We start from the raw sequence: 23528 nt of genomic DNA, 5'->3' as shown, positions 1-23528 counted from the left end.
TCACTAAAAGTGATTAATAATCTAAATAAATTAGATTATTTTCCGTCATTAGCAATTATTTCGTCAATTTTTTTCATTAGTTCAGCTTTTTTATCCTTATCATCAACTGAACCAACACTTACATCTCCTACAACTTTTCCTTCTCTATTAATTAAAAGATTAGTTGGAAAAGCTGTTAGATTTTTTAGATAGGCATCAATTTCTTCAGAAGGTTTAACAGCTAGATTAGTGTAATTTACACCCTTAGCTTGGAGGATTTTTTCTGCCTCTTCTTTTATTTTTTTATCTTCGTAAGTGTCAAGGCAAATTGACATAACCTTTACATTTTTATCTTTTAACTCTTCACTAATTTGTTGAAGAGCGGGCATTTCATCGATACAACCCTGACAACCTGTAAACCAAATACTTAATAAAGTAACAGGATGGTCCTTAAAAACATCATTATTTACGGGATTTCCCTTAAAGTCAACAGCATCAAATTTTGGAAAAGCATCACCACTTGAAAGTTCAGTTCCTTGAGGAGCCTTGCTTGTGCAGGCGGTTAAAGATACTAATAAAACTAAAAGGACAAATAATTTAGATAATTTATTATATATTTTTTTCATAACTAACTCCTTCATCAATACTATTTTTATTAATAGAGGTAGAAATTGCAGAAGTAGGACAAGCTCTCATGCAGTCACCACATCTTATGCATTCAAGAGCATTTTGATTTTTCGACATATCAACATCCATCTTACAAACTCTCTTGCACTTTCCACATGAAATACATTTATCATCAACATGATATTTATAAAAAGAAAACTTGTTGCTTATTGCATAAAAGGCTCCTAGAGGGCACAAGTATTTGCAGAAAGGTCTGTAGAAAAATATTGAAAGTAAAATTACAAGTAAAAGAATAGTGAATTTTAACTTAAACAAATTTCCAAGAGCAGCCCTAATACTTTTATTGGCAAGCGATAGAGGTATTCCTCCCTCTAGTATCCCCTGTGGGCAAATATACTGACAAAAATATGGAGAAGCTCCTCCCAATTCGTCAGTTAAAAATATTCCAAAAAGCCATACCACGAAAATTAGAACTAAGTACTTAAAGTACTTTAAAAAAGCAAATTTCCTTGTTGAGAATTTTTTTGTGGGGATCTTATATAAAAGATCTTGAAAAAAACCAAAGGGGCACATAAAACCACAAATAAGTCTGCCAAATAAAGTTCCAAACAAAAGCATAAGTCCCGTCACATAATAGGCAAAATTAAATTTTGACGAGCCAACTATTGCTTGAAAGGATCCTATGGGACAAGAAAAGGCTGCACCAGGACAAGAATAACAATTTAAACCTGGCACACAAAGGCTTTTTGTCTTACCTGTGTAAATAGTTCCCTTTAAGAAATTTGGAATATGTAAATTTGTAAGAAAGGCAAAAGAAGCTTGAAAGATGTTTCGTCTTTTACCAATGTTTTTAAGAAGATTTATTAAATTAACCAATTCCAACGCACTCCAAGCAAATTCTTATTGCCTTTGAAAGGACAGTATCCACTTCCTGTCTGTAAGCTCCATAAATAATAGAGGCAACAGATAAAAATAGCATAAGATAAGATAATTTCTTTTCCGCAAAATCCTTCATGTTTTCACCTCACATGTAGTATAGCATTTAGGATGTAAAGATAATGTTAAGAAAACTTTATTTTCTTAATTTTTATAAAATTAATTTGGGAGCTTGTAAAATGAAGTTAGCTAAATAAAACTAAAGAAAAGTCATGTAAACTTTGTAACAAATTAGTAGTGACCAAAAAACCAAATTCAAAAAGGATATTTAAATGATTTATCTAATAAAAACACAAAGAAGAAACGTTAAAGGAAGCCATCTTTCAAAAGAAATTATTTTAATAGAGGCATAAAAATTGAAGGATATAGCAGTAGACATATTGTAAAAAAATAATTAAATAAATATTTCTCCCAAACTATCTTGGTATTGATTAAATACTATTTTTCGTCTATACTTTTGTGTAAATGAAATAATGTTCTGAATCACACACAGGGGTAGTTTTTTGCTCTATGTAACCGGCTGTCTGGAAGAAGCCGGTGTAATCTTCTCCGAAACAGCCTTTGATAAAGATGTGGCAGTAACGCTCGTCATCCTTATCCACAATATAAATTCTTTCTACAATAGTTTGGATCAAAGTGACCTGAATCTCCGGCTGCGCATCCTTTGCATATTCTGCAAAGGAGAGCAGCCTTTCTTTTGTCATTTCCAAATCACGGATAGCAATCATATTGTTCTTTCTGCCTTCATCCAGTTTTGAAATCTGCCGCTCCGCTTCCCTCAGTTCTTCAGCCAGATTTTGCAAATTCTCTTGAATAAATTGCTTGATACTGCCATCTGCTTCTCGCAGATTTCTTGTCTGTGCAGCAATATCTGCTTTCAGCTTGTCACGTTTCTTTTTAATGAGATTGTGTCCCTATACCGTCTGTGACTGCTCCAAGACTTCCTCAATCTTGATTTCCAGAATACTTCTGAAACGCTCGCTGTTTTCATCCGATAATTCAGATAACCGCTGAACCACATATTCGTCCAGAAGAACGCCATCTACCGCTTTGAAATTACATTCCTTTTTACGATAACCGAGACAAACATATTTAAATCGAGGCTTTCCATTCGTCCAACGGTCGGACTCGGAAATTACACTCAATCGTCTGCCACAGTGAGGACAATGCGTCAGCCCCGCCAACAATGCGTTGGTCTTTCTATGAGGTCGATTGTATTTCTCTGCAATAGCATCCAGAAGTTCCTACACTTCAATCCATTGTTCACTTGGAATAAAGCCTTCATGCCTTCCGACCGCAATAATCCACTCGCTAACAGGCTTGTTTTCAATGGTCTTAACATATTTCGTAGAGATAAATGTGCTGTCACTGCCCTCGTACTTTTCCTGGTCGGTTTTATTCTAAGCCGACAATCCGTGAGTTCCGTCAAACTCTGTCATATCTCCAAACACATTACCGTCATGGTCGATGAAATAATTCATAGCTGTGTTTATCAGCAGTACAATAGATGGGATTCCTCAAAACTAATCTTGTGGTTGATGCGTTAAATGCAGCACCGGAAGGAGTGTGGAATCCTTCCGCATTCATCTGTTTTGCAGTACTTTGGATGCTGCGAGTGGTTCTGAAGATTTCATACAAACGCTGAACCATGCGTTTTTCTTCCGGCAGGCTTTCTAAGTAGCTGTATGCTGATTTTCCCTTTCCGCTTTCGGTTGTTACACGACGGACAGTAAATCCCATTGACGTGTTGCCGCCAAGCCATCGTCCATCCTTTGCAAGTTCCATCATATTGTCCACAATTCTTTCTGTCAGAGTATCTCTTTCAAATTCCGCAATAACAGCGAATATCTGAATAAAGATTTTATATAGTCCGCTGGCAGTATTGATACCATTGGAGCAAATCAAGAGATTAACATGGTACATTTCCAAGAAATCCATCAGGCGGATTAGGTCGGCTGTTTTTCTGTCAGCACGATTCAGCTTGTAACATACGATTGCTTTGATTTTTCCGTCCTGCACATCATGCAGCATTCTCTGAAAATCCGGTCTATCTGAAAAATATCCGCTGAGTCCTTTGTCCTCGTATTGTAAAAATTCATACTCCTCATCCAACCCCAATTCCTTTTTAGCGTAATCCGCACATTGTTTGAATTGAAAACCGATACTGTCACCCTTATTGGTGATACGAAATTTACGAGCGTATATCGCAACGCCACGGTTATCCTTTTCAACTTTTCTCTGTTTCTTCATGGGTAGTCACCTCCGCTCATATCATACCGCCATCCAAGTTATTCTATCAAGTTTATGGCCGTTGCCACGAATCCATTCCAGAAACACATACAAGGTTTCTGCGTCAAAACTTCTGATTCACTGTGCGATAAACTCTGCTCGTTTCTGCTGAAAAGCTTCCATAGTTTCTTTGAATTTTTGTCCTCTGTGAATTACTGCAATCAAATAGTTCCCTCCGTTTCTGTCTGTGGTTCTGACCTCGGACCAACTTGGTTCAAAGTCAGATAATGAAAAAAGCTGCTACACAGATGCAACAATAACAGACACAAAAGATTCTGTATCTGACTTGATGCTTCCATGTAACAGCTCCGACAGTTCGGACTGACTAAAAATATGTTTGTATAAATATGGGGCTTGCCCATCAATAAAATCTTGTATGAAGCAGTATTTAATTTTCATCTATAACTATCATAGCATGAAATGTCGAAATAAGCAATCTTGTCAAGTTCAGCCAAAGAGCATATTCCAAAGTTGAGAACAGGCAGCTAATAGCAGATTTTCATTTTACCGTAAGCCGTAGTAAGGATATTTTTGATTTTCTAATTGAAGCATGATGATACCTCTGGACAAATTATCCAAAAGTCATTTTGACATTTACGAAATTCCAGACGCCTCATCAAGAATTTGCAACACAAAATCTCTACGCCTTACTTTGGTGCAAGTTACACAGTAGCACTTCATCCCAACTTGGGACGAAGTTGATTTTCAGAAAATAGTAGCACTGTCTTGTGTCCAATTCGTCCGCAAGCATAAAGCTCAGCCCTTCAACTTCTACACAAATTATGTCGAAGTGATTTTCTTTTTTCTGTTTCCTACATTTTTAACTTTGTTCCAAGTTGGCACGAAGTTTGTCACCAAACTTGGGATGAAGTTGTATCCGAGCATTGCCACTTTCGTTACTTGTGAGTGGGTTGCCTACAAGACTTCCCGACAATTTGTTGGGAAGTGGATTGCCATACATCACATAAATAATCAGGGGCAACTTCTCCCATGTTTTCATTTTTTCGTTTATGGAAAATTGAACTTCTATGCAAATTGTGCAGAAGTCAGTAAGTAAAAGTGTTCAGAATGAATGCACAGCCGAGACACCGCAGGTGGCGGTCAAAGGGGATTGAGGATGCTTCCCCAACAAGCAATTTGCGAAAATTTCTCCTCTGGGGGAATCTTCGTAAATAAGTGAACCTGTACAGGTTTACACTGCTTGCCAAGTAGTAATTTACTTTATATCAGCTTAAAAAATTCCCAACTTGGAAATTCTTACAGAACAACTTCGTACCAAATTGGCACAAAGTTCTAACATCTATTATTTACTTCAAACCAACTTGGTCCAAAGTTCAATTTTTAAAATTCCATACACCGAAAGATAACTTTATCCCAATTTGAGATGAAGTGAAAATACTCAGACTAATAACTTTCCGACAAGTTGTCGGGAAGTTTTTTTGCAAAAATCAATCCCCTGCAGATTACCGAGGATTGATGCAAAATTTAAATCTCAGCTTCGGTGCAACTTGCACTTAAGTTACCGATATGGAATCAGTCTAAATTACAATCACTATTTATCTAATTCAGACTCACACATTTTTTCAGCTTGCTCTATTATCAGATCTACCGCAGTTGCCTGTTTATCCGGTGGATAGTTATATTTTCTGAGCAGCCTTTTTACAGTAATTCTCATCTGCGCCCTAACACTTTCTCGCACATCCCAATCAACTTTAATATTATTTTTAATGCTTATTGTTAGTTCTTTAGCAATTTGTTTTAGAACTTCATTTTCATAGAAATCTCTGGCAGACTCATTGGACGAAATTGCATCATAAAATGCCAGTTCATCGTCTGATAATCCTAGCTTTTCTCCTCTTTTATGAAGCTCATTCATATCTTTTGCCATATCAACCAGAGCCTTTATAACCTCTACCGTCTCTAAAGAACGTTTCTCATATTGAATTACTGAGGCTTCAAGCATCTCAGAAAATTTCTTTGCTTGTACAACATTCTTTTTAGCTATTGACTTAATCTTACCGTCAAGCAAACGTCGTAAAAGTTCCAGAGCTAAATTTTTTTGTGGCAGTCCTTTTACTTCTTCAAGAAACTCATCAGATAAAATTGAAATATCCGGTTTATTCAATCCAACTGAAGCAAATATGTCAACGACTTCTTCAGAAATAACTGATTTGGAAACCAATTGACCAATTTCATATTCTATTTGATCTTTCGTTTTCTTCTGTTTGTCCTTTGGTAGTATTTTTATAATACCTGATTTGATGGCTTTAAAATAACTAATCTCTACATTGATTGCTTGAGCTTGTTCAGAGGTCGAGCATAATGCGTATGCCTTACCGATTTCTACAACCAAATTAAGAAATTCCTTTTTCTCATCTTCTGGTTTACCCAAAACAAAATCCACACCAGAAACAATACACGCCATTCGTTTACTTGCAGAGCCACTTATGTAAGAAGAGTAATCCAATCCATGCAATATTACTTGAATTTGCTCATACTTCTCAAGCATGAGATCTATTGCTACTTGTGGATCAATACCTGTTGTTTTTCGGTCAGACGGTGTATATTGTGCTAATGCACTTCTTAAATTATCCGCAATACCAATATAATCTACAATTAAACCGCCGGGCTTGTCTTTAAATACACGATTAACTCGTGCTATGGCTTGCATAAGATTATGACCACTCATCGGTTTATCGACATACATTGTGTGAAGACAAGGTACATCAAATCCTGTCAACCACATATCACAAACAATAACAATTTTTAATTCATCTTCAACGTCTTTCATCCTCTTTGCAAGTAACTTTTTCTGAGAAGCAGTAGTTGAATGCGGCTGAAATTCAGGTGGATCAGATGCTGCAGAGGTCATAATAACCTTAATTGTACCTTTAGCAATGTCATCACTATGCCATTCCGGACGGTATTCTATAATCTTTGAGTAAAGTTTTACTGAAATCTTTCTGGACATAGCTACAAACATAACTTTACCATTAATCGCCTGTTGTCTAAGTTCGTAATGAGCGATAAAATCTTTCACCACTACATCAATACGACTATCTGTTCCAACAATGGCTTCTAACCTTGCCCATTTACGCTTTTGGCTTTCAGCGTAAGTTTCTTCCTGTCCCTCAACAATGCTGTCATACTCATCATCAATCTTTGGTTTTAATTCCTGCGGAAGATCTAACTTTGCAATCCTGCTTTCATAATAAATCGGAACAGTAGTTTTATCTTTAACCGCTTGAGTCAAATCGTAAATATCAATATAGTTACCAAACAGGGCAGGGGTGTTCTTATCGCTTAACTCAACAGGAGTTCCCGTAAAACCGATAAAAGAAGCATTCGGTAGTGCGTCTCGCATATGTTTCGCAAAGCCAAAAGAAACTTTGCCATCTTTTTCTTTTGCTTCTAACCCATACTGACTGCGATGCGCTTCATCTGCTATAACGACCACATTTCGTCTGGTAGTCAGTGCTTCCATCGACTGGTCACTCTCATCTGGCGAAAACTTCTGGATAGTCGTAAATACAATGCCACCAGCTTGAACGCTTAATAGTTCTCGTAGTTTCTTTCTTGTGTCTGCCTGCTTGGGTGTTTGACGCAAATAATCGGCACTTTTTGAAAAAGTGGTAAACAGCTGATCATTCAAGTCATTTCTGTCAGTAATAACAACAATGGTCGGGTTATTCAATTCTAAAACCAATTGACGAGTATACATGAGCATAGAATAACTTTTCCCGCTACCCTGTGTATGCCAAATTACACCCGCTTTTCTGCTTCCATTTTCAGAAGTTGCCAAGTGAGTGGTATACAATGCTTTATTTACAGCAAAAAATTGATGATAACCAGGCAAAATTTTGAAAGATTTATCTTCCTCGTGAACAAAGAAGCTATACTTTGAAACAAGGTCCAAAAATCTCTTTTTATTCATCATTCCATGCAGCATAACTTGCAATTGTGGAAAAGAAAGTCCCGATTCTTTTTCTCCGTCAATTGTTCTCCAGAACATAAATCGATCCAAATCAGAAGTAATTGTACCAACTTTTGCATTGATACCATCACTTGTGATCATAAAGGCATTGTAATAAAACAAATAAGGAATATCTCTTTTATAAGTCTGAAGCTGATTAAACCCATCAACAATATCCACTTCTTCGTTTGTCGCATTTTTCAGTTCTATTACAACAACAGGAATACCGTTTAAGAACGCAACAATATCAGGTCTGCGTTCTTTTCCATTTTCAAATACAGTGTATTGATTGATTGCCAAGAACTCATTATTTTCAATATCTTTGGCATCAAAAATATAAGCTTTTTCGGTTTTTATGCTTCCGTCCTTCTGCTTAACCTCTACATCAATACCATCGGTTAATAATTTTTGAAACGCAACATTGTTTTGGATAATAGACAAGCTCTGCTGGCGTGTAATCTTTTTAACCAGTTCTGAAATCGTATCATTAGAATATTGTTTGTTAATACGTTTTAATGCACTATGTAACCTGGCGTACAGAACAACATCTCCAAAACTTTCTCTCTCTGAAAAGCTTCCTCCCGGTGAAATGTCTGGTCCATATTGAGTTTGATAGCCCAAATCTTGAAACCACCCCAATACAGCTTGTTCAAGATCATTTTCTATAAAATTGGACACTTCATTCACCTCTCTTTAACAAACTTTAATTCCGACAGTTTTTCTACTATTTGAGTAGCAGCTTTTTCTGCTTCACCCGCTGAAATACCATCATTAATAAAATACTTCTTAATAAATAATCTGTATGTAGCTTTTTGAGAGTCAAAAATATACCAGTCTGGTGCAGAAAAAAGTTCAGATGCATTAGCAAAATCTTTTTGTACTTGTTTAGATGTTGCCTTATTATATCCGATCGAAGCACAAACTTTTTCGATCACTGTATCATACTTAGTAACGCTAGCTCGTATTGTTTTATCAAGTTCTTTTTTCTGTTCAAGATTGTTAATTTGCTCTTCAACATGCTTTTCTTTATTTTCTTTTATTTCCTCGATCTCTGATTTTAATACATCATACTCTTTAGCAACAACGGATTTTTTATCTAAAGAATTAATTATATATTTTGCTTGATGATCAATCTCTGGGAACAAAGTTTTCTGGCTAATCCCAAGTTTATCAAGTTCTTCCAGAATGTACTTTTTTCTTTCTTTTGGAATGACATAAGAATGTATTTTATCTGTAAGTAATTTATTTTGTTTATTAATATATTCCTTCATTCCTTCATCAATATCTTCATCATTTTCCTCTGCTATTTGGAATTTAAGCTTTTCCAGCAAAGCATTCCTTGCATTTATTGTTAATTCAATATTCTTTTTCTTAATATGGAATGGAACATTCTTATTAGAATACAGGTCACTTTCAAAGTTATTGTATACCATACCAAAAAGAATAAATGCCCCTGATTGTCTCTTTATTCTGTTATTATCCAGACTGGACACCACAGTAACATAACTAAAATCTTGTAAAATAGATTTCACTTCTTCTTCAGTGAGATTTTCAATTGTAAAACGATTAATTTCATTTGTAAAAGAATCAAGCTGTGAGCCTTTCTTACAACTTCTGGCTAATTCTGATAATACATTTACTTTTGGATCATCAGGCGATAGTGGCGTATCGATCCATACAAATACTTCCCCGTCAGCATCTTCAAGCTTACTGCATCCTTTCAAACGATTTTTCAGCTCTTCCAGATCTGTATTTTCTCTATACCATTCTTCATCCTGCTCAATAATATCCTTCAATTTAACCTGTATGCTTCGAGTTTGGCATGCAAAATATAATGCCACTAATGGATTCGATGTAATATCCAACAAACGAGTTGGCAATTCATAATGTTGCATTTTTGTCAGCTTTTCAAAAGGAGTTTTATGCGAAATAAATTCCTCTGGACAATTCACAAGAATTTCAGAAAAAATCTTGCTTTCATAATCTAACCGTCCATCCCTAAAAATGCTCGGTGCTAAATCGAAAGATGCGTCATTTTGACCACGATAAAATAATTGATGTTCTGTATCTGTACCCATATTTAAAAGTTTAATTTCCCAAATAAAATCTTGTACAGAACCTATTACACCAATACAGTTTTCATACATTATTCCTCACCCACTTCCGCTGGCAGTTCTCCACTCATCAATTTTGGGAGTAGGGTATCTCTAATCTCTGCCAAGACTTCGTTTTCTTCTTTGAGTTTTGCGATTTTCTGTTCAATAGGTTTTGCGATTTCTTCAAATTTTAATTGAAGTTCCATCGGCGGTACAACCATAGGAAACATTTTAAATGCTTCAAAAGGGAAGTTCTGCCTTGTTGTGCCAATGGCATGGTGTTTGATCATTTCCTGAAATATAGGTTGCTTCATATAGTAATAAAAGAAAGTAGGAGTAATAGTATCCTTCATCTCAAAAACAGTATAGATCGGACTAACGAGTCCAATATCATACTCCTTGAGCATAGCAATAGAACCGATATTTGCCCTTGCCGGATTATATGCTACTTGATTGCGGCGAACAATTTTATAGTTTTTCGTACTCTTGCTATAAACTTGTTTTGTAAATACATCTTCGGATGCTTTAAATTCACCTTCTTTTACAACTGAAAGAACTGGATAATTCTCCTCGTTTTTATTCTTAATTTTTACTTCTAAAATATTATCTAATACATTTGATACTCCATAGTTGTGATTTAAAAACCAATGTTCAAAAAGAGCATTTAAAATTTCTTGCATAATAGCAAATTCATTTTCATTTTTTATAATTTTTTTATCATATATACCGATAAACTTTACTAGCTCTTTTTGCATTTCAATTGGAAAACAAGGTACCAGTACATTTTCAATGACATTTGTTTCAAGTTTACCAGCACCAATCCCTGTGACTCCTATACTTTTTAGCAAATGGTCATGTATGCTTGTTAGAAAATAATATAGAAATTCTCCATCTAAATTTTTGTGCGGTATTATACATTTTACATCTTGGTTAAAGGCAACATCTCTTTCAACAAAACATATCGGAACTCGATTAAATAGTTCACTACCTCTCGTCAATATTAAGATACTTCCTTTAGGTGCAATTTTACTTCCTTTTTCTAAACCCGCCTTGGAAATATGAAGGTTTGATGTCGAAACCCTTGATATTTTCATCGTTTTAGCACTTATCCAAGGAATATCTCCATCCCAATATTCTGGGATTTTTTTTGATGGCGTACCTCCTGATAATATCTCAGATAGTTGAGTTAATGGTTTTAAAATAGTATTCATTCACCCATCCTCCGTTCATCTATTCTTTCTAATTGAAATTTAATTTCTCGATCAAGACTTTCAATATCTTGATGGATTTGAAGAAGTTTTGATGTTAATCTATCTATTTTATCATAAAATGGTTCCGTATCTTTTTCCAAAGGAATAATTCCAACATAGCTTGAAGGGGTTAAATTATAGTCTTTTTCACGAATTTCTTCTAATGTTGCTATCTTCCAAAATCCTTGTTTATCAGTATATTCAATTTCTGTACCATCTGCCTTTGTTGCTTTCTTTTCATGATTACGGAAAGAATGGTATGCGGAGGTAATTTCATCAATAGCTTTTGAGGTCAACTGCCTCTGCGTACGACTGTCTTCATAAGGCTCTGTTTCCATATTTCTGGCATCAATAAACAAAATTTCTCCATGTCGATCACGGTGCCCGTTTTTCAGCTTATTGCGAGCCATAAACCACAGGCAAACAGGAATTGATGTTGTTGAGAACAGTCCACCCGGCAAAGTAACAATACAATCGATTTTGTCATCTTCAATCAAGTTTTTACGAATGTTGTATTCACTGATTGTAGAAGATGAAAGAGAACCATTCGCCAATACAAAACCTGCTGTTCCGCTTGGTGCTAAGTGATAAAGCATGTGCAAAATCCAAGCATAGTTGGCATTACCCGTAGGAGGAATACCGTATTTACTCCATCTTGGATCATCTATTAAACGCTCGCCGCCCCAGTCACTAATATTAAAAGGCGGGTTTGCCAAAATATAATCTGCCTTTAAACTCTTATGCTGATCGTTATGGAAAGAATCCGCATTTTGCTGACCAAGGTTTGCTTCTATTCCACGGATAGCAAGATTCATTTTACAAAGTTTCCAAGTATTATAATTAGATTCCTGCCCATAAATAGCTAATTGCCCGTCAATTCGTCCCTCTCTGTCTTCTACAAAACGTTCACTCTGGACAAACATACCGCCAGAACCGCAGCAAGGGTCATAAACTCGACCATCGTGAGGTTCGATCATAGCTACAATTAACTCAACTACACTGCGTGGAGTATAGAACTCTCCACCCAGTTTTCCCTCAGCACGTGCAAACTTTCCAAGAAAATATTCATATACAGAGCCTAAAGTGTCTTTGTTCTTATCGTTTCCAATCTCAAGTTCAGATAATAGATCAACCAACTCACCCAAAGAACGTTTATCTAAAGATGCTCTTGCAAAATCTTTAGGAAGTACGCCACGAAGAGAAGAGTTTTCCTTTTCAATCACATACATGGCATTATCGATAACCTGACCAATTGTTGGATCTTTAGCACTGTTTTTAATTGTTTCCCAACGTGCTTCCTGCGGCACCCAAAACACATTTTTTGCAAGATATTCATCTCTATCTTCTGGGTCGGCGTATTCATCTTGAGAAATTTCTTGATAAGCTCTTTCAAAACTATCAGAAATATATTTCAAGAATATAAGGCCAAGGCATACATGCTTATATTCTGCAGAATCCATATTATTACGGAGTTTATCTGCCATTATCCACAAATCATCTTTTCTTAATTCAGCCATTTTTATTCCTCCACCATTAAATAATCTGCGATACTTTTGCCCAGATTTGCTTTTCATTTGGGCTTTCTTTTGCCGTTCTAATAATTTTTAATATTGATTCATTTTCCATTAGGTATTCTTTAATATCTGCCGGAACATCTTTTCTTTCTTTTGCAGCTAAATCATATAGCCTATTCCTTATGTCTGGAAATTCTTCTAAATGCAATTCTTCAATTATTCTATCCAATAACTCTCTTTCGGGAGGTTTATTATTACCCTTTTCAATATCGCTGATATATGTAGGTGTTTTACTCACCGCTTTTGCAAGTTGACGAATTGATATTTTTTTTTCTTGTCTGACAGAACGCAAATATTGACCAAATTCAGCATTTTCCGTTTTTAATTTCAAATCATCCACCTTTATCACCCCCATTATTAGTTAGTTAGCTTACATACTTATTTTATACTGTTTGCTCAACTGTGTCAACCGATAGATTTACTTCTTTACCACCAGATAAGAAAGGATCAGTATTACTATACTCAGTATTATTAATATCAGTATTATTACCTTGTGCTTTTGACAACTCTTGAATTGTCAAAAAGACAATTCATCAAGTGTCTATTTCACAATTCAAGAACTGTCTTCCCACATAAAAAATGGGCTGCTAATTAAAGCAACCCATTTTTTCTCAACTATAAATTAACTCCGTCAAAACTATTTCTTGTGCCTGTGCTTTTAGGCTGTTCATGTGCTGTACCCATGCCATTTGATGTGTAGCTTTTGTTTGGCATTGAATTTTTCTTAAGTAATGGCTCTATGTCAAATATTGGGGAGACTCGTTAACTCGAGTCTCTTTCTTTATGTAAAAATGAACATTTAGACGTTAATAAAAATATCGAAACTAAAATAACTAAAAAACTTTAAAAATAAACAGAGCAAACAAAACCCTAGGGGTTTTGCAAAATTTTCCTGTTTTCCCATCACTACTTACAAGCAAACATAATTCTCTTTCTAAACAAATTAAAATTTTTCATACCAAAACAATTTCTTTTTAAAGTCTTTATATTAGTATGAGTACCTTCAAGAGGACCATTAGACCAAGGATAATCAAAAGAATTACATATCTCATCAAACCAGTTATTAAAAGCGGTGAGGCAAGATTTAAATTCTTTTAAATTAGATTCTTCAGCTCTTCTTATCCATTCCCTTAAAGATTTACCTGCTCTAACTCTATTGGGTTGAGTAAGAACATATTCGTACCCACAGGGCACACAGTAAAATAGTTCCTTTAGCCTATATGCTAACTTCAAACCATTGCTAAGATCAAGCATTAGAGAAAAACTTCTTTAGCTTGTTCAGAGCTTAGTTTAGAACCAGGTTTTGTAAGTAGATTCCTACTTCTCTTAAAATACTTTCTAAGCTTAGAAGAAATATTTTTTTGAATCCTCTTTCTAACATTTTCAAGAGCCCATGAAACTTGCCTAATGAAATGATACCTATCAACTATATGGATAGATGTTTTAAAGAACCTATTCTTAACAGACTTAAAGGTATTAGACATATCACTAAAAAAACTTAACCCCAAGTCGTTCTTTGTTAGGGATCTTTTTGAAATAGCCAAACAAAGAATTCAAATCTCTTGAAGTTAAAATATCAATGATAGAGTGTTTAGAACCATTAAGAAGAGAAGCCTGATACTTAAAGCCTCCACTATCTCCTTTAAATTCGCTTGTGCCCTATGGGTATCGATTCATAAAACTTTAGGCAGGTTATCTCTAGAAACACTTAAATAAGATAAAATTCTTAATACAGTATTAATAGAAACATTATACCTTTTGGCAATAGAAGTGCTAGAATGAAGTTCCTTAAATTCAGCCACAATAGCAAAAACAAATCTATTAGTCATAGTGTGACCCTTAGCAATAAAATCAAGATCCCTTTCAAAATGACAACCACAAGACTTACAATCATACCTTGTTTTCTTTAGATGAATAAAACAATTCTTACCATAAATGTGAGTATCCTTAATCTTTTGAATCCTATGATCATGAATCCAAATCCTTTTAGAACCACAGTGAAGACAAGTATCCATCTTTTTAACAGAAGCATGAATGTGAACAAAATTATTATCCTCATCAAAATTATCAAAAATTACATCTTTAAAACCCAACAAATTCATGTTATTATTATTTCGCACTTATATGCACCTCCTTGCTTTGTTTTTAGCTATTTTAAGTTTAGGACTAAATGCGTATAAGTGCAAATTTTTTATATAAAAATATCTGTTAGAGATTTACTCCCCAACAGATATTATAGAGCCTAAGTAATTCCGCCATCAGTTTCTCTACTCTGCAACGTGCCGTTTCATCAATCTCCCACAGATGCAGAAATAGTTGATCCCTGAGAATCAGATCGTTTAGTAGCATCGGATTCTGCTCTTGCAGATACACTCTCCTCATTCTGCCGTATTTGCCCAACACTTTGTGTTTATATGGATTCAACTGAATGTCAGGAATAAAATAATCTCCACACTGATAATATCTAAACTCTTGTCCCATAAGGATACCTCCAATCAATTTCTCTTTCTAATGTTATTGTAGTCTGTTTATATCCTTATGTGAAGTTTGTCGATTGTTTTGCATTTAGGGCATCCATGATTTGCTGATAAACTTTTCTGGAGGGTCTACGATTTCCTTTTTCCATATGATAGTAACGACTTGCTTTCAAGCCAACAAGCTCGGCAAACTCACACTGATTCAGTTTTATTTCTTCTCTGATTGCCTTCAAAGCCTCTGTATAAGGCGATGCAATGAACGCAGCAAAATGAATAATCATAGAGAAAGCGACGCATCAATTTTCAGCCGTTCTGAGAGCCTCACAGCGGTATCATATGGTATCGGCACAAAGCCCCTGCTCATATTTCAGCAGAGTTGCCGGAACAATGCCTACCTGCTCGGCAGGTTGTCTGGTCGTAAGATTATTTCGTAGCCGATAATAACGCAGATACTCTCCCGGTTGATTGCCCCTTGGTCTTTTCTCAAATGGCAATGTCAGATGAAGGAGCAGCTTTTCATGACGGTATTGATACAACGATGTGTGATTGAAAATACCATTGCAAAGACAATATGATATTTACACATTCATTTTGTGTGTGATAATGAATTTGCCTTTTAAACCATATTAATCACCTCTTATTATTTTAGGCCTGAACAACTCTATTATAATACTGTGGTGATTTTTTGGTATAAACTATTGTTAATTAACCGCATAGCAGGTAATTTTTTCACACCCATTGCGTGCTCAACTGATTAAAGTCAAAAAAAATAGACACAAAAAACCGCAAGATAACTTGCGGCTTTTTTAAGCATTTATTTACTTATAGGGATTAATACCATCCTCTAAGTTTCATTGCTTTGTCAATTGATTGAATAGCGTACATGTAAACTCCTTCTCTAGGAACTACATCATATTCGTCACAAACGCCGAATACGCCTTCGATAGCTTTCATCATGTCAGCTTCTTGTTTTTCTTCTACTTCAGCTTCTGTCCAGTACATTCCGTATTGGTTTTGAACCCATTCGTAGTAAGAAACTAGAACTCCACCAGAGTTAGTTAGGATATCTGGAGTTAGAGGAATTCCTCTTTCCATAAGAGCCTTATCTCCTTCTGGAGTAGTAGGACCATTAGCTGCTTCACAAACTAATTTAACATTAAGTTTTTTAGCAACTTCGCCAGTGATTACATTTTCAAGAGCTGCTGGAATTAAGATATCCCATTCGCCAGTCCAGAAATCTTCATCTGTAATTTGTTTTGCATCTGGGTAACCAATTAATGTGTGGTGTTCGTTCTTGTATTCAAGAAGTTTTTTGAAGTCTAGTCCATTTTCATTGTATAGAGCGTAGTTTCCTTCTTTTTTGTCCCATTCAGCTAGAGCGTAAACTTTTCCGCCTTGTCTTTCAATGTTTTTAACAGTGAAAGATCCAACATTACCGAAACCTTGAACTGCAATCTTAGCTTTTGAGAAGTCAATTCCTTCACGTTTTGCAGCTTCTCTAGTTACTACAGCAACACCAAATCCTGTTGCTTCGTTTCTTCCTTCAGATCCACCAAGTCCAACTGGTTTACCTGTGAAAGTTCCTATATCTTGTCTGTCTCCGTTTAGTTTGATGTATTCATCAATAAACCAAGACATAATTTGTCCGTTAGTATTAACGTCTGGAGCTGGAATATCAATTCTTTCTCCAAGATATTTATGAAGTCCTCTTACCCAACCTCTTGCAAGTTGTTCTAATTCTCTATCAGAAAGTTCAGAAGGATCTACACAAATTCCACCTTTTCCTCCACCATATGGAAGACCAAGTGCGCCACCTTTGAAAGTCATCCAAAGTGAAAGAGCCTTAACTTCGTCAAGGTTTACATTTGGATGGAATCTACATCCACCTTTAGCAGGACCAACTGCTGTTGAGTGAGCTGATCTCCAACCTTTGAAAACTTTAACTGAACCATCATCCATTTTAACTGGAATAGAAATTTCAATTACTCTTTCAGGTTCTTTTAGAATTTCATAAACTGCTGGGTCACAACCTAGCTTGTCACATGCAGCTTTAACTTTTTGTTGAGCTGCTACTAACGGATTTAAAGTATCTGTCATTATTAACACTCTCCTTTATGTATAATCATGATAACCATTTCTTACAGTCATAATTATAACAAATAGAAATATTAAGTTCAAGTTGACCCATCAATTTTAACTAATTGTTTGTATTTATAATTTAAGCTTTATCATTTTATTCTTTTTAGCTTATATTAATTCAATTCGTAAACAATAGTAAGCTACTTTTATAATTTATGTCATTAATTTTTTCTAATTTCTCACATAGCATTTTTATAAATAAATAAAAATTCAAATTCTGTAATCATTTTCATAAATCCTTGGCAAAAGCTTTAGTTTTAGCTTTTATCTCTTTCTAATTTTTCCTGTTTTAAAATTTTTATCTTATATATATCAAATTTATCACTTAATATTTTTTCTAATTTGGTGTATCATACAAATTGAGGTGATAAAGTGAATTCACATAAGACTAGTTTTAAAAACTGGGTTTTTTCGAAAACTTTCGGCAGGAAATTACTTTCTGTAATTATTTGCAACTTGATAACTGCCTTTTCAATTACATATATTATTAAACCAAATTTACTTATATCAGGAGGTTTGACAGGTCTTAGTATTTTGACATCCAATGTAACTGGAATTAGCCTTCCTTTACTTGTCTTCTTTTTAAATATTCCAACTTCCTTTTTGAGTTTATTTTTTCTTGATAGGGATTTTACATTTTTTTCTACACTTGCAATTTTTCTCCTATCACTTTTTATTTCTTTTTACGAAAAACTTATGCCAGGATTTTTCCTGACAAAAGAACCTATCCTTGCTTGTATCTTTGGTGGCCTCTTAAATGGAATTGGAGCTGGCATTGCTTTTAGAAGTGGAACTTCTACTGGTGGCCTTGATATTATAGCAGCTATTTTAAAAAAGAATTTTAATATTACTATAGGCAATGTCTTAATGGGAATTAATTTTATTATTGTATCTTGCCTCGGTTACTTGTATTCAATAGACAAGGTTCTTTTTACTTTAATTTTAATGTTTATAAATTATAGCGTAATTGATAGGATTCAACTTGGTGTTGGAAAGCAAAAACAAGTCCTAATAATTTCTGATTGCAATGAAGAAATTGCAAGAGAAATTCACGAAGAAACAAATAGAGGTGCAACTTACATAAAGGGAGTTACTTCTTATATGAAAAAAGATGTTCACATACTCTATGTTGTCTGCTCTTCAAGACAACTGGTTAAAGTTAGACAAATCATAAAAAGAAATGATCCAGGTGCCTTTGTAACTGTGTCTGAAACTTCAGAAATTTTGGGCAATGGATTTAAAGAACTTTCAATTTAAAAAACTTGCCACAAGAAAATAGTGCAAGATAGAATTTACTTTCTTTCTTACACTATTTATGCTACTAAAAGCCCCTCAATCCACTTTTAGGATTGTGAGGCTTTATTTTTTTAAGCTTTTAAATCATTTGTCCTACTGTCAAATATATTCCAATAAGGGTCCAATCATAAATTATGTGAATCAAATAAGTCACAGTCAGATTTTTTGAAATGACATAGGACATTGAAAGACCTGTCCTTATTATAGATATCACAAGAACTGCTTGCAAAATATTAAAATTATAAGTTGAAATGTGCATAGCACCAAAAATTACTGATGAAACAAGTATTGCCACAATAGTTTTTAAAATTTCATTTTTTGTCTTAAACTTATTTATCACAAATAAAAAGGGAATTATAAAAATTATTTCTTCTGCAATAAATTGAATCAAAGTTGAGGCAAAAAAACTCTTAATATTATCTTCTGTCAAGACATCAAAAATTGGATTTGCACTGCCTTCTATTCCCATTTTTTCTACAACAATAGATGACACTATAACTGCCACTAAAGAAAATCCAAGGCCTATTAAAATATAGAGAAGGTCCTTCATTTTTAGGGGCAAAAATATTTTAAAAATAAAATCCCTATCAACTACAAGAAGGGACAAGAGAGCACAAATACTTATTCCTGTCGCCAATAAAACTTCATTTTTCAAATTCAAAAGTCCAAATATAAGGCTAATTCCAAAGAAGGATGCAATTGATAGAAAAAGTGCCAAGACCCATTTCCAAGTTTTAGCTTCTATTTCTGGATAAGATCTTTTCATTTTTGATCAAACTCTACTAAACCTTCATCTGTCAAAAGATATTCTAAAGGCTTGTCATATTCTTCGTGAACTAAACTTTCCACAAATTGGTCTGAATATCCAATGCCCAATCTTATAGTGTCAACTTTGGCAAAAAATTTGTCATAAAATCCTCCACCATAACCAAGGCGATAACCATCTTTGTCAAAGGCAAGACCAGGAGTTATAGTTAAGTCCACATCTTTTACTTCTTCTCCATCTTTTGGTTCTAAGATTCCCATTTTATTTTCTTCAAGGTCATCAATTCCCTTTACTTCCACTGCTATCATTTCCCTGCCCTTAACAAGGGGAACTAAAAGTTTTTTTCCATCTTCAAGTATGTTTTCAATTATTTCCTTTGTATCCACCTCAGATCTATAAGATATAAAAACAAAAACTGATTTTGCATTTTTATAAATCTCAAGATCTCTTAATTTTTCTCGAATTAATTTGTCTTTTTCGTCCTTATTTTTTACTTCCGCTCTTATTTTTGTATATTTTTTCCTAAGTTCTTTTTTATCCATTAAATTTCTCCTTATTTTCGCAAATTTCTAAATAATCACAATTTTTGCAATCACTAGTAGATTCATAATTACCATTTTTTATGCTGTCAGTTATGGAAATTATCTCATCTTCAACTCTATTTAAAAGTTCTTGAATTTCCTCTTCTGTGAAATAATATCTCCCCCTGTCATCTTTTGGCAAGATATCAGAATTTTTTATAACTGTGGAAATTTCTCCCCTTTTAATAGAACCATAATTCGCCATCGATAACTTCTTACCCACTTTTCTTCTTGCTATAGCATAAAGTGGCATTTGGAAAGATTTTAAATCTACAATTTCTTTTTTTGTTTTTACAGATGACCTCTTGTAGTCCATTAAAATTTCTTCATCATGACGAGCATCAATTCTGTCGATTCTTCCCCTGATTTTTAGTCCCCTCACGTCAGTCATAAAACTTTCTTCAAAATATTTTGGCTTAAATCCATATTTTTCTTGAACTTCCAAATCTTTTTTTATATATTCTCCCAAAATTTTTTGAGAATTTAGGACAGAAATTTTATTGAGAAAAGATAAATTTTCAAAATCGCCAAGATTTTCTTCTTCCAAAATCAATTCCCTTAACTTATCTTCATTAAATCCACTTTCAGCTTTAAAATATTTTTCCAAAATATGATGGTACTTGTCCCCCATATTTATATAAAATTTTTCATCATAGTCCTTTTCCAGTTTACCTAGTCCATAAACTCTTTCAAAGAGAAATCTCCTTGGACAGTCCTTTAAAACATCAAAATCTGTCACAGAATAAGATCTTTCAGAAATTTTTTTATTAATCTCTGTCAAATTTAGAAAATCAAGAAGATAATTTTCTTCTTCAACTTTTTCTCTTTTATAGAGTTTAGAAGTTTCATAAATTTTTTCTTTTTCTTGAACTTCAAGACCCAAATCATAAATGAGAGAATTTAAAAGTTTTGAATAGCCCTTTTCCCTATCTCCACAAAGAATTAAAATGTTTTTTGCTGTGAAAAAATCATAAAGTAAATAAATATAATCTCTCTTGAAATTATCCTTTATTATTCCCAATTTCTCCATGGTCGCTTGACTTTCTCTCTTGTAGATAAAATTTGATTTTTTATTATTTTCATAATTTTCATCAAATCCAATTAAGATTAAATATTTAAAATTTCTATAATAATTGGAACTAAGCTTTAAAATTTCAAGGGCATCAAGATTTTGCACTTGAGAAATCTTCGCCATTTCCATATATTTTTTCAAAATCAAAATAAATTCATCTAGATCAATAATTTCGTAAAAATCTAAAAGATTATCCATCTTTAAAAATATTTCATCAAGCTTTTCCAAAAATCTAAGTTCTCGTCTTATTATGCTCTCTGGATTTTTTTCAAGTTCACTTTCTATTATTTCTCTAGCTTTTTCTAAGTATTCCCCAAAAAAATTCCTATAATAATCAAGACTTTCACTTTTATTTATTTTTTCATCCTGAAGAATTTTACTGCCAAGGAGAAAATCTTTTAAATCCCCATCATTTATCCTAAATTCCCTTATATTTGAAAAATCTATATCATATAAATCTTTAAAATCATAGGACATCAAAGCTGATTCCAGTTTTATTTCGTCAATATCTAGTGGAAAAAAAGATAATCTCACTCTTTTTAAAGTATTTTCCTTAGACCTGTCACTAAAATAATCTAAAAGAGATAAAAACTCACTTTCAAGAAGGGAATTTTCATATCTTGGCAAATTAAATTCTAGACCTTCAAATTTTTCCCTACTTCTAATTTTTTCTGAAAGACTAGATGAAGCACTTAAAATTGAAATACTATTTGGATCTTCATCTTTTAAAAACAATTTTAATTCTGAAAAAAACAAATTGTAAAAATTATTCTTTGAAGAAAAAACTTTTATATTATCTTTTTTTATTTCTTCTTTATAATCTAAAAATTCTCCTCTTTCCAATTCAAAAGAAAATTCCAACAATTTTTTTATAGTATCTTCAATTAAGTCAGAATTTATAAAATTAAAGGGCATGTCTATGTAGATATTTTTATCTTCTATTTCTGATAAAATTCTAATTATTTCTTCTTCAGTTTTTCCAAATTCTAAAAATCCAGAAATTATTATAGAATCAAATTTGCTTGATTTTATGGAAATTTTCTTTACTTTTCCATAAATATCATAAGACCTAGCCTTAAAATATCCCTCATAAATTTCAAAAACTTTTGACAAAATTTTAAAAATCTCACCAGGAATTTCTCTTATATCACAAGCACTTAAATTATTTTCACAGATTTCATCAAAAAAATCCAAAACAATATCTACAGTTTCTGGATAAACTGGAATATCCCCAAAATTTTTCTTCAAAATTTTTGACAAGACCAAATATTTTAAGATTTCATCAGGTTTTTTTTCCCTATTTTTCTTTCCAATGCCATCAAAAGTTTCAAACTCAGTTTTACTTATGTCCAAACCCTTTTTTAACATTTCTCTTATGTAAAAATTTATAGCAGATTGAGAGGGCAAGATTATTAAAGTTTCCTTGCCCTTCAACTTTTCAAAATCAAAATTTTCTCTAGGATTTCTAAAAATTACTTTCTTCATTTAATAATTCACCTAAATTTATTTTAAATATGTCCTCTGCAATATCAGTCATCTTTTTGCCTGGCAGATAAATAAATTTTTTGCCCTTCAATTTATCAAATCTATCTGACTCAAAAACCAGGGCATAGTTGTGGAGAAACTGACTGTCAAGACCCTTGTCCCTAAAAATTTTATTTACCCTATTATCTCCGTACTTCCTATCTCCAATTATACTCAAATTTTTTTCCTTTAGAGATGCTCTAATTTGATGTGTCCTTCCAGTTATTAAATTTACAGAAAGAAGAGAATAGTCCTCATTTGATTTTAAGACTTTAAATTCTGTCAAAGATCTTTTTCCTTCGTTATCTGATGCCTTTTTCATGACATTGTTGCCAGTTTTTTTAAGATTAATATCCACATCAAAATCAGCTTTTACAAAACCTGAAACAATAGTTACATAAAGTTTTTTTATCTCCCTATTTTTTATAGCTTCATTTAAATCTTGCAGGCTCTTTAAATTTTTTGCCCCAATTAAAATTCCAGAAGTATTTCTATCAAGCCTATTTACAGAGGCAGGTCTAAAAGATTTTTCCAATCTCGGATTATAATCGCCCTTACTAATTAAATAATCCACCATCCTATCAAGGGCATTGTCCTTGTATCCGTGACTGTCATTGTGAGTTAACATGTTCACAGGCTTTTTCACAAGTATTATGTCCTCATCTTCATATAAAATATCTGGCTTTTTTGAATTCTTTGACTTTTTTATATCTTTCTTAAATTTATTTATAGTATCTTCAGCCAAAAATAATTTTATCTCGTCGCCATCACTAATTATGTCTTCTGGCTTTGCTTTTTTCCCATTTAAGACTATATTTTTCTTTCTCAAATTTTTATATATAAAGGAAAGTGGTGCTTTTTCAAAATAGATTTTCAAAAATCTATCTAATCTTCTTCCCTCATCATTTTTATTAACAATAATTTTTCGCATAATATCTCCAAACTTTTC

24 protein-coding genes are annotated in these 23528 nt (G+C 33.5%); 2 read left to right on the top strand and 22 right to left on the bottom strand.

All coding sequences use genetic code 11. From position 1 onward, the window contains the following. Positions 1-35: 35 nt before the first annotated feature. The 6 genes from BN3657_RS04620 to BN3657_RS08615 form a co-directional block, all read right to left on the bottom strand. Positions 36-605: a TlpA family protein disulfide reductase gene (locus tag BN3657_RS04620; protein ID WP_062551955.1), complete on the bottom strand. Its 570-nt coding sequence runs from the start codon at positions 603-605 to the stop codon at positions 36-38. Beyond that, positions 589-1482 (bottom strand): 4Fe-4S binding protein, encoded by an 894-nt coding sequence (locus tag BN3657_RS04615; protein ID WP_062552547.1) that lies wholly within the window; start codon positions 1480-1482, stop codon positions 589-591. Before BN3657_RS04615 ends, BN3657_RS04620 begins: the two co-directional genes overlap by 17 nt. Further along, on the bottom strand, positions 1475-1621 hold the full coding sequence (locus BN3657_RS08555) for a CD1871A family CXXC motif-containing protein (RefSeq protein WP_098039833.1): 147 nt from the start codon (positions 1619-1621) through the stop codon (positions 1475-1477). The genes BN3657_RS04615 and BN3657_RS08555 overlap by 8 nt, the downstream gene beginning before the upstream one ends. 370 nt (positions 1622-1991) lie before the next feature. After that, on the bottom strand, positions 1992-2345 hold the full coding sequence (locus tag BN3657_RS08620) for a hypothetical protein (protein ID WP_062551954.1): 354 nt from the start codon (positions 2343-2345) through the stop codon (positions 1992-1994). Positions 2346-2456: 111 nt separating this feature from the next. Next, complete coding sequence (locus BN3657_RS08720; RefSeq protein WP_407675503.1) at positions 2457-2726, bottom strand: zinc ribbon domain-containing protein; 270 nt, start codon at positions 2724-2726, stop codon at positions 2457-2459. Between the two features lie 274 nt (positions 2727-3000). Further along, positions 3001-3792: a recombinase family protein gene (locus tag BN3657_RS08615; protein ID WP_062551953.1), complete on the bottom strand. Its 792-nt coding sequence runs from the start codon at positions 3790-3792 to the stop codon at positions 3001-3003. A gap of 226 nt (positions 3793-4018) precedes the next feature. Between BN3657_RS08615 and BN3657_RS08510 the strand changes: the two genes are divergently transcribed. Continuing rightward, positions 4019-4156, top strand: coding sequence for a hypothetical protein (locus BN3657_RS08510; RefSeq protein WP_154664289.1), 138 nt, complete (start codon positions 4019-4021; stop codon positions 4154-4156). Positions 4157-5383: 1227 nt separating this feature from the next. Here the strand turns inward: BN3657_RS08510 and BN3657_RS04600 are convergent. The 12 genes from BN3657_RS04600 to BN3657_RS04545 all read right to left on the bottom strand — a co-directional run bounded on the left by BN3657_RS04600 (position 5384) and on the right by BN3657_RS04545 (position 17298). Further along, positions 5384-8482, bottom strand: coding sequence for a type I restriction endonuclease subunit R (locus tag BN3657_RS04600; protein WP_062551952.1), 3099 nt, complete (start codon positions 8480-8482; stop codon positions 5384-5386). A gap of 5 nt (positions 8483-8487) precedes the next feature. Next, on the bottom strand, positions 8488-9951 hold the full coding sequence (locus BN3657_RS04595; RefSeq protein WP_062551951.1) for an FRG domain-containing protein: 1464 nt from the start codon (positions 9949-9951) through the stop codon (positions 8488-8490). Then, the gene (locus BN3657_RS04590) at positions 9951-11111 is read right to left on the bottom strand and encodes a restriction endonuclease subunit S (RefSeq protein WP_082676827.1); all 1161 of its coding nucleotides are present in this window, start codon (positions 11109-11111) and stop codon (positions 9951-9953) included. The genes BN3657_RS04595 and BN3657_RS04590 overlap by 1 nt, the downstream gene beginning before the upstream one ends. Then, positions 11108-12667: a type I restriction-modification system subunit M gene (locus BN3657_RS04585; protein WP_062551950.1), complete on the bottom strand. Its 1560-nt coding sequence runs from the start codon at positions 12665-12667 to the stop codon at positions 11108-11110. Before BN3657_RS04585 ends, BN3657_RS04590 begins: the two co-directional genes overlap by 4 nt. A gap of 16 nt (positions 12668-12683) precedes the next feature. Further along, positions 12684-13055: a helix-turn-helix domain-containing protein gene (locus BN3657_RS04580; protein WP_062551949.1), complete on the bottom strand. Its 372-nt coding sequence runs from the start codon at positions 13053-13055 to the stop codon at positions 12684-12686. Positions 13056-13335: 280 nt separating this feature from the next. Continuing rightward, on the bottom strand, positions 13336-13413 hold the full coding sequence (locus tag BN3657_RS04575) for a TnpV protein (protein ID WP_082676840.1): 78 nt from the start codon (positions 13411-13413) through the stop codon (positions 13336-13338). A gap of 217 nt (positions 13414-13630) precedes the next feature. Next, a complete protein-coding gene (locus BN3657_RS08665) occupies positions 13631-13978 on the bottom strand; it encodes a transposase (RefSeq protein ID WP_082676825.1) in 348 nt (115 codons plus the stop codon). Continuing rightward, positions 13978-14208 carry a transposase gene (locus BN3657_RS08660; protein ID WP_144020119.1) on the bottom strand — a complete coding sequence of 77 codons (231 nt, stop codon included), beginning with the start codon at positions 14206-14208 and terminating at the stop codon, positions 13978-13980. Before BN3657_RS08660 ends, BN3657_RS08665 begins: the two co-directional genes overlap by 1 nt. Before the next feature lie 189 nt (positions 14209-14397). Beyond that, a complete protein-coding gene (locus BN3657_RS04560; RefSeq protein ID WP_144020118.1) occupies positions 14398-14844 on the bottom strand; it encodes a transposase family protein in 447 nt (148 codons plus the stop codon). An 88-nt stretch (positions 14845-14932) separates the two neighbouring features. Continuing rightward, a complete protein-coding gene (locus BN3657_RS04555) occupies positions 14933-15205 on the bottom strand; it encodes a TnpV protein (protein ID WP_062551948.1) in 273 nt (90 codons plus the stop codon). 55 nt (positions 15206-15260) lie between these two features. Then, positions 15261-15482: a helix-turn-helix domain-containing protein gene (locus BN3657_RS08605; protein WP_074017839.1), complete on the bottom strand. Its 222-nt coding sequence runs from the start codon at positions 15480-15482 to the stop codon at positions 15261-15263. Positions 15483-16032: 550 nt separating this feature from the next. Continuing rightward, positions 16033-17298 carry a Glu/Leu/Phe/Val family dehydrogenase gene (locus tag BN3657_RS04545; protein ID WP_062551947.1) on the bottom strand — a complete coding sequence of 422 codons (1266 nt, stop codon included), beginning with the start codon at positions 17296-17298 and terminating at the stop codon, positions 16033-16035. 414 nt (positions 17299-17712) lie between these two features. Between BN3657_RS04545 and BN3657_RS04540 the strand changes: the two genes are divergently transcribed. Then, complete coding sequence (locus BN3657_RS04540) at positions 17713-18597, top strand: YitT family protein (protein WP_062551946.1); 885 nt, start codon at positions 17713-17715, stop codon at positions 18595-18597. Positions 18598-18715: 118 nt separating this feature from the next. Here BN3657_RS04540 and BN3657_RS04535 read toward each other — a convergent pair whose 3' ends face one another. From BN3657_RS04535 to BN3657_RS04520, 4 genes are read right to left on the bottom strand one after another with little or no spacing between them, the layout of a single operon-like run. Then, positions 18716-19402, bottom strand: coding sequence for a CPBP family intramembrane glutamic endopeptidase (locus tag BN3657_RS04535; protein WP_062551945.1), 687 nt, complete (start codon positions 19400-19402; stop codon positions 18716-18718). After that, positions 19399-19944, bottom strand: coding sequence for a 5-formyltetrahydrofolate cyclo-ligase (locus BN3657_RS04530; RefSeq protein ID WP_062551944.1), 546 nt, complete (start codon positions 19942-19944; stop codon positions 19399-19401). The genes BN3657_RS04535 and BN3657_RS04530 overlap by 4 nt, the downstream gene beginning before the upstream one ends. Continuing rightward, positions 19937-22540 (bottom strand): PD-(D/E)XK nuclease family protein, encoded by a 2604-nt coding sequence (locus BN3657_RS04525; protein ID WP_062551943.1) that lies wholly within the window; start codon positions 22538-22540, stop codon positions 19937-19939. Before BN3657_RS04525 ends, BN3657_RS04530 begins: the two co-directional genes overlap by 8 nt. After that, entirely contained in the window at positions 22521-23510 is a 990-nt protein-coding gene (locus tag BN3657_RS04520; RefSeq protein ID WP_062552546.1) for an RluA family pseudouridine synthase, read from the bottom strand. The genes BN3657_RS04525 and BN3657_RS04520 overlap by 20 nt, the downstream gene beginning before the upstream one ends. Positions 23511-23528: the final 18 nt, after the last annotated feature.

Source organism: Peptoniphilus phoceensis, assembly GCF_001517665.2.
In the GTDB taxonomy this organism is placed as follows: Bacteria; Bacillota; Clostridia; order Tissierellales; family Peptoniphilaceae; genus Peptoniphilus_A; species Peptoniphilus_A timonensis.
This window is presented reverse-complemented; position numbering and strand designations above follow the sequence as displayed.